Source organism: Xenophilus sp., assembly GCF_044462705.1.
Classification (GTDB): Bacteria; Pseudomonadota; Gammaproteobacteria; order Burkholderiales; family Burkholderiaceae_C; genus Xenophilus; species Xenophilus azovorans.
Genome location: NZ_JBIQNC010000115.1, coordinates 9,654 through 16,567, shown reverse-complemented (window position 1 = coordinate 16,567; position 6,914 = coordinate 9,654). Strand labels below are relative to the sequence as shown.

At 71.5% G+C, this 6,914-nt stretch carries 8 protein-coding genes and 2 pseudogenes; 8 read left to right on the top strand and 2 right to left on the bottom strand.

Translation table 11 applies throughout. The annotated features are described in order from the left end of the window. From ACIY1X_RS16795 to kynB, 5 genes and pseudogenes are all read left to right on the top strand, one after another. Positions 1-298: pseudogene (locus tag ACIY1X_RS16795) on the top strand (adhesin); the annotation flags it as partial. Positions 299-408: 110 nt separating this feature from the next. Then, positions 409-1,047, top strand: coding sequence for a DUF938 domain-containing protein (locus ACIY1X_RS16790; protein ID WP_399682559.1), 639 nt, complete (start codon positions 409-411; stop codon positions 1,045-1,047). A gap of 182 nt (positions 1,048-1,229) precedes the next feature. Continuing rightward, positions 1,230-1,583, top strand: a complete 354-nt coding sequence (locus ACIY1X_RS16785; RefSeq protein WP_038211842.1) for a hypothetical protein — start codon at positions 1,230-1,232, stop codon at positions 1,581-1,583. Between the two features lie 121 nt (positions 1,584-1,704). After that, a complete protein-coding gene (locus tag ACIY1X_RS16780; protein ID WP_399682556.1) occupies positions 1,705-2,046 on the top strand; it encodes a YkgJ family cysteine cluster protein in 342 nt (113 codons plus the stop codon). 8 nt (positions 2,047-2,054) lie between these two features. Continuing rightward, complete coding sequence (gene kynB, locus ACIY1X_RS16775; RefSeq protein ID WP_399682553.1) at positions 2,055-2,729, top strand: arylformamidase; 675 nt, start codon at positions 2,055-2,057, stop codon at positions 2,727-2,729. Between the two features lie 14 nt (positions 2,730-2,743). Here the strand turns inward: kynB and ACIY1X_RS16770 are convergent, their stop codons facing one another. After that, positions 2,744-3,124, bottom strand: a complete 381-nt coding sequence (locus ACIY1X_RS16770; protein WP_399682550.1) for a RidA family protein — start codon at positions 3,122-3,124, stop codon at positions 2,744-2,746. Between the two features lie 141 nt (positions 3,125-3,265). Between ACIY1X_RS16770 and ACIY1X_RS16765 the strand changes: the two genes are divergently transcribed. From ACIY1X_RS16765 to ACIY1X_RS16755, 3 genes are all read left to right on the top strand, one after another. Next, the gene (locus ACIY1X_RS16765) at positions 3,266-4,459 is read left to right on the top strand and encodes an aromatic amino acid transaminase (protein WP_399682547.1); all 1,194 of its coding nucleotides are present in this window, start codon (positions 3,266-3,268) and stop codon (positions 4,457-4,459) included. Between the two features lie 25 nt (positions 4,460-4,484). Further along, positions 4,485-5,360, top strand: a complete 876-nt coding sequence (gene kynA / locus ACIY1X_RS16760) for a tryptophan 2,3-dioxygenase (RefSeq protein WP_399682544.1) — start codon at positions 4,485-4,487, stop codon at positions 5,358-5,360. An 85-nt stretch (positions 5,361-5,445) separates the two neighbouring features. Then, entirely contained in the window at positions 5,446-6,705 is a 1,260-nt protein-coding gene (locus tag ACIY1X_RS16755; RefSeq protein WP_399682541.1) for an SMI1/KNR4 family protein, read from the top strand. A gap of 17 nt (positions 6,706-6,722) precedes the next feature. Here ACIY1X_RS16755 and ACIY1X_RS16750 read toward each other — a convergent pair. Then, positions 6,723-6,914: pseudogene (locus ACIY1X_RS16750) on the bottom strand (FAD-dependent oxidoreductase); the annotation flags it as partial.

The window sequence follows — 6,914 nt, the reverse complement described above, 5'->3', positions numbered from 1 at the left end:
CGCCGGCCAGGCCGGGGGCGGCGCGGGCCTGGGCAACACGGTGGGCAATGTGCTCGGCGGTGTCACCGGCACCGTGGGCGGCGCAACGCAGGCCGTGGGTGGCACCGTGGGCACGGTGAACAACACGGTCCAGGGTGCGGGCGAGGCCGTGGGCGGTGCGACGGGCGCCGTCGGCAACACCGTGGGCGCCGCCACGGGCGCGGCCGGCTCGGCCACCGGCGCATTGAAGGGGGTGGGCACGGGCGTGAACGCCCAGGGCCAGGCCCAGGGCTCGGGCGGCGTGAAGGTCGGCAGGTAAGCCGCCTCGCAGCGAGCCACGGCCCCGCGGTACGTTCGTGCCGCGGGGCCGTGCTGCGTTTTGGCGCCGTGATCGCCGACTGCGGGGGGTCGAGCAGCCAGAATGCACTCATGATCCCGCGCGCTCCCTCCGACGCATCGCCGCTGCCCCACAGCCCGGCGGCCGATCGCAACAAGGCGCCCATCCTGGCCGAACTGCAACGGCTGCTGCCGCCCGCCGGCCAGGCGCTGGAGGTGGCTGCCGGCACAGGCCAGCATGCGGCCCACTTCGCCGCCGCGCTGCCTGCGTGGTACTGGCTGCCGACCGAACCGGATGCGGCCCTGCTGCCTGTCATTGCACGGCGCTGCGCCGGCTTGTCCAACGTCGCCGCGCCGCTGCAACTGGACGTGCGCAGCGCCGATTGGCCGGCGGCGCCGGGCACGCTGGACGCGGTGTACTGCGCGAACATGATCCACATCGCGCCCTGGGCGTGCTGCGAGGCGCTGCTCCAGGGCGCCGGCCGCAGCCTGCGCGACGACGGCTGGCTGATCCTGTACGGCCCCTTCATCGTGGAGGGCGAAGCACTCGCGCCGGGCAATGCGGCCTTCGATGCGGACCTGCGCCGCCGCGACCCCGCATGGGGCCTGCGCACGCTCGCCTCGGTGAACGCCGCGGCCGAAGCGGCGGGCCTGCACCTGGCGGAGCGGGTCGCGATGCCGGCCAACAACCTGCTGCTCGCGCTGCAGGCGCGCACGCGGCAGGCGTCCTGAGCGCCCAGCGATTGTTTCCATCCCGGGAACGCCGCGTTCGAAAAGCGCGCGGTTTCCAGCCATGCCCGCGGCCCACAATTCTTCTCACGGGCCAGCGATTGAACGCCGACCCGAAGCGAACCCGGCAGGTGCCCCGTTCGCTCCCTTGTTCAAACGCTGTCCAAGCAAGAAGGAGTTAGACCATGAAGACCTCGAAGATCATCGCCGTTGCTGCCGTGTCGCTGCTGGCCGCCGTGGGCGCCGCGCAGGCGGAGGAATACCAGGGCGTGCTGAGCGTCGACTCGACGTACAGCCGCGCCGAAGTGCAGCAGCAGGCCATCGCGGCCGCACGCCAGAGCAACGCCTACGGCGAAGCCGCCGGCGACGCGCTGCGCGCACAGATGGCCGGCCAGCTCGACCGCGCGACGGTGCGCGCCGAAGCCGTGCAGGCCGCGCACAACCCGACGTCGAACCTGGACGCCAAGGCGTTCGTGAACAGCCAGATTCCCGAGCAGTACACGCGCGGCAGCCTGGCCCATCGCAGCGCGTCGCTCTGATCCCGGCGACGGAGCACGCCTGACGGCGAACCCGGCACGCGAAGGCGTGGCCGGGTTTTCTTTTGTCCGGCAGACGGCAGCGCGGCCCGTGGCAAGATCGCCGCCCCGTCCCCGCTCTCCCATGTCCGCCTGCCGATCCTGCGGCGCCTGCTGCGCCGCCTACCGCGTCGATTTCAGCATCCACGAGCTGGACGAGCATGGCGGCCATGTGCCCGCGGGCCTGGCGCTCGCGCTGAACGACACGTTGGCGCGGCTGCGCGGCACCGACCATGCGCAGCCGCGCTGCGCAGCCCTCACGGGCCGCATCGGCGAGGCCGTGGGCTGCGGCATCTACGAGTGGCGTCCCGGTCCCTGCCACGAGTTGGAGGAAGGCGGCGACGCCTGCGCGCGGGCCCGCGCGCGCCACGGCCTGCCGCCGCTGCCGGCACGACGGCTGGCATCCGGGGCCGGTTCGGCGGCATGATCCCGGGCATGCCTCCCGCGACCGCCCTCGCCTCTTCCCCGCCCGGCACCGCGCGCCGGCTGTGGGACATCTCTCCGCCCGTGCATGCCGGCACGCCCGTCTTCCCCGGCGACACGCCGTACAGCCAGGTGTGGGCCGCCACGCTGGGCCCCGGCTGCCCGGTCAACGTCAGCCAGATCACGATGTCGCCGCACGTGGGTGCGCACGCGGACGCGCCGCTGCACTACGCGCCGGACGGCGCGCCGATCGGCGAGGTGGACCTGGACGCCTTCCTCGGCCGCTGCCGCGTGATCCACGCCATCGGCACCGGGCCGCTGATCGAATGGGCGCACATCGCGCATGCCGTGGACGACACGCTGCCGCCCCGCGTGCTGGTGCGCACCTACGAGCGCATGCCGGTCGACCGCTGGGACCCGCACCTGTCCGCCTACGCCACCGACACCGTCGAACGGCTGGCCGCGCGGGGCGTCAGGCTCATCGGCATCGACACCGCCAGCATCGACCCGGCCGACAGCAAGGATCTGCCCAGCCACCAGACCATCCGCCGCCACGGCATGCGCGTGCTGGAGAACCTGGTGCTCGACGAGGTGCCCGAAGGCGACTACGAACTGATCGCCCTGCCGCTGAAGCTGGTGGCGGCGGATGCCTCGCCGGTGCGGGCCGTGCTGCGGGCGCTGGGCTGAGTGCCTGAACGTCGTCAGGCCGGCACCATGGCATAGGCCACGATCTCGATCTTCATCCCCGGCACCACCAGGGCCGCCACCGCCGCGCTGGAGCGGTTGGGATACGGCGCCTCGAAGAACTCGCGGTACACGGCGTCGATGGCCGGCATGTCGGCCACGTCGGTCATGTAGATCAGCACCTGCGTCACGTCGGCCAGGGTGCCGCCCGCGGCCTGCACCGCGCTGCGCAGGTTGCCGAAGGTGATGCGCGCCTGCTGCTCGACCGTGCCGGTGTCGATGCTGCCGTCGGCCCGCACCGGGCCGTGCGCCGTGAAGAGCATCGCCCCGGTGGCCTTCACGGCCCAGGAGAAGGGTTGCTTGAGCGCCGGCAGGCCGACGTCGATGACTTGTTTCATAGGGCTCTTTCCATTGGTGCTGTTCCTGCGGCGAAACGGGCGCAGAATTTGATGCAGGCGCGTTGGGAATAACCGACACCACGCCATTTTTCGCGGTGTTAAGTTCCGCGCCATTCCTCTTTCACCCACAAGACGCACGCCATGTTCTCGCACGTTCCTGCCTATCCCGGCGACCCGATTCTCTCGCTCATGGAGGACTTCCAGGCCGATCCGCGGCCGAACAAGGTCTCCCTGTCCATCGGCATCTACTTCGACGACGACGGCAAGCTGCCGGTGATGGAGGCGGTGCGCCAGGCCGAATCGTCGCTGCTGCAGTCCATCGGCCCGCGCTCGTACCTGCCGATGGAAGGCTTCGCGCCCTACCGGCAGGCGGTGCAGAAGCTGGTGTTCGGCGCCGCGCACGAGGCCGTCGCCAGCGGCCGCATCGCCACGCTGCAGACGCTGGGCGGCTCCGGCGGCCTGAAGGTGGGCGGCGACTTCCTCAAGCGCTACTTCCCCGAGTCGCAGGTGTGGGTGAGCGACCCCACGTGGGAGAACCACCGCGCCATGTTCGAGGGCGCGGGCTTCAAGGTGAACACCTACCCCTACTACGACCCGGCCACCGGCGGCCTGCGCTTCGACGCGATGCTGGAGACCATCCGCGGCCTGCCGAAGCACAGCATCGTGCTGATGCACGCGAGCTGCCACAACCCCACGGGCGTCGACCTCACGCAGGAGCAGTGGAAGCGGATCATCCCGGTGATCGCCGAGCGCGAGCTGATCCCCTACGTGGACATGGCCTACCAGGGCTTCGGCGACGGTGTGGACGACGACGCCTTCGCCGTGCGCGCGCTGGCCGACGCGGGCGTGCGCTTCTTCTGCTCCAACTCCTTCTCCAAGAGCTTCTCGCTGTACGGCGAGCGCTGCGGCGGCCTTTCGGTCGTGTGCAAGGACAAGGAAGAGGCCGACCGCGTGCTGGGTCAGCTCAAGTCCGCCGTGCGCGCCAACTACTCCAGCCCGCCCACGCACGGCGCGCGCATCGTGACCCAAGTGCTCGAAACGCCCGAGCTGCGCGCGAAGTGGGAGGCCGAGCTCGGCGCCATGCGCGGCCGCATCAAGGACATGCGCCAGCGCCTGCACGCCGCGCTGACGAAGAAGCTGCCCGGCCGCGACTTCGGCTACTTCCTCACCCAGCGCGGCATGTTCAGCTACACCGGGCTCTCGCCCGAGCAGGTCGACCGGCTGCTCAAGGAGCGCGCCGTCTACCTGGTGCGTTCCGGCCGCATGTGCATCGCCGGCCTGTCGACGAAGAACGTCGAGTACGTGGCCGAGGCCATGGCCGCCGTGCTGGACTGAAGCCCCCGCCCCGAGGAGTTCCACGATGACCCCGCAACGATCCGCCGGCGCCGCGGAGGGCGCAGCCTTGCCCGAACAGATCGTCCACGAGGAAAAGGCGCAGCTCGACTTCAGCCAGTCGATGAGCTACGGCGACTACCTGCACCTGGACGAGGTGCTGGGCGCGCAGCATCCGCTCTCGCCGGCGCACGACGAGATGCTGTTCATCGTGCAGCACCAGACCAGCGAGCTGTGGATGAAGCTGATGCTGCACGAGCTGGCTGCCGCCGGACGCTGCATCGCCGCCGACCGGATGCCCGACGCCTTCAAGATGCTGGCGCGCGTCACCCGCATCATGGAGCAGCTGGTGGGCGCCTGGACGGTGCTCTCGACCATGACGCCGCCCGAGTACAGCGCGATGCGGCCCTGGCTGGCCAGCAGCAGCGGCTTCCAGAGCTGGCAGTACCGCTGCATCGAGTTCATGCTGGGCAACAAGAACGCCGCCATGCTCAAGCCCCACGCCCACCGGGCCGACCTGCTGGTCCGGGTGGAGGCCGCCTTCCACGCGCCGTCGCTGTACGACGAGACGCTGCGCCTGATGGCACGCCGCGGCCTGCCCGTGCCCGCCGACCGCCTGCAGCGCGACTGGACCCAGCCCTACGCCGCCAGCGAGGCGGTCGAGCAGGCCTGGCTCGTCGCCTACCGCGATCCGCACGCCTGGTGGGACGTCTACCAGCTCGGCGAGAAGCTCACCGACATCGAGGACGCTTTCCGCCTCTGGCGCTTCCGCCACGTCACCACGGTGGAGCGCGTGATCGGCTTCAAGCGCGGCACCGGCGGCACGGGCGGCGTGAGCTACCTGCGCAAGATGCTGGACGTGGTGCTGTTCCCCGAGCTGTGGAAGCTGCGCACCGACCTCTGAAACACCTGCGGGCCTGAGGATTACCTTGTCGCCGCCGGCGCCCTCTCTCGCTAGCATGGTCCGACGCAAGACCGAGGAGACGAGCATGGCCGCCTGGCAGGATTTCTTCACCGACAGCGAACGCGCCACGTTGCGCGGACACGGCATCGCGCTCTTCGCGGGCCGCGTGATCTTCGACGCGCAGCCGCCGATGCCCGAGGCACAGATCGAGGCGGCGCAGGCCGTCTGCGCCGGGCCGCTGCCGCCCGGCCTGCTGGCGCTGTGGCGTGAGACGGCCGGCGGCCGGCTCGACTACGACCTGCGGCTGCGCATGGGCGGCAACGACGAAGCGATCAGCTGGACCGAGCTGTTCTGGAACGGCAGCGACGGCTATCACGACCTGCAGGGCTGGATCGACCACGAGCTGGAACTGGCGCAGGAAGCGGCCGCCGAGAACGGCGCGGCCTGGAACGGGCGCCTCGACTACCTGCCCTTCGGCGGCTTCGAGTACCTCGACCGCATCTACGTGATCGTGGACCCGCAGCATCCCGACCACGGCGCGGTGCTGGCCTGGAAGAAGGGCCTGCCGCCGGCCTGGCGGCACCGGCTGCACGAAGACAGCCTGGCCACCGTGGCCGGCAGCGTCGAGGGCGCCTTCGCCGCCCTGCACCTGGAGGAAGACCCGCTGGCGCCCGCCGGCGACTACTTCTCGGGCCAGGCCCTGCTCGAATACCTCGACGAACGCCACACCTCGCACGGCCTGCCGCTGGAACTGTCGGACAAGCTGGTGGCCTTCTACCGCCAGGCCCTGCGCGACTGGCGCGGTGCGCTGCGCGACGGCACGCTGGCGCAGGACACCGCCCTCGCCCACACCGCCCTGCGCCATGCCGCCGTCACCGACGACGCCGCGCTGGTGCAGGCCCTGGCTGCCGCCGACGTGGACCTGGGCGCGCCGCTGCAGGGCAGCGCCAACGCGATCGACCTGGCGGTCAGCCACGGCGCCTGGGCCGCCACGAATGCGCTGCTCGACGCCGGTGCGCCGGTGCCGGCCGATGTACTGACCGAAATCGACCTGGCCCTGGCGCCCGAACTCACGGCCCGCCTGCTGGCCGCCGGAGCCACGCCCAGTGCCGAGGCCATGGCGCGCTGCGTGGCCTGCGGCGCGCCGGCCAGCGCGCGTGTGATCGGCCAGGCGCTGCAGGCCGGCGGGGCCGACGTGCTCGCCGATTTCGAGCCCGCCCAGGCCGCCCTGCTGCAGGAACTCGAGGACGCGCTGGCCCAGGTGCGCGGCGGGAAGCTGAGCCACTACCTGGGCGCCGAGGGGCTGATGCGGCGCGCCGAGCACCTGCGCGCCTTCGAGTGGTGAGCTGAGGATCCCTCGCTTCAGCCGGCGTACAGCCAGGGCACGTCCAGCACCCTCGCACCGCCGACACGCAGCGCCATGTCGCGCCCCAGCCGCAGCGTCCCGGTGGCGTGGAAGATGCGGCCGTTGCGCCGCGCGCGCGCCTGCACCTGCGCGTTGCGCTCCCAGCGCGCCTGCGCGTAGCGCGCCAGCGCGGCCGGCACCGCCTCCCC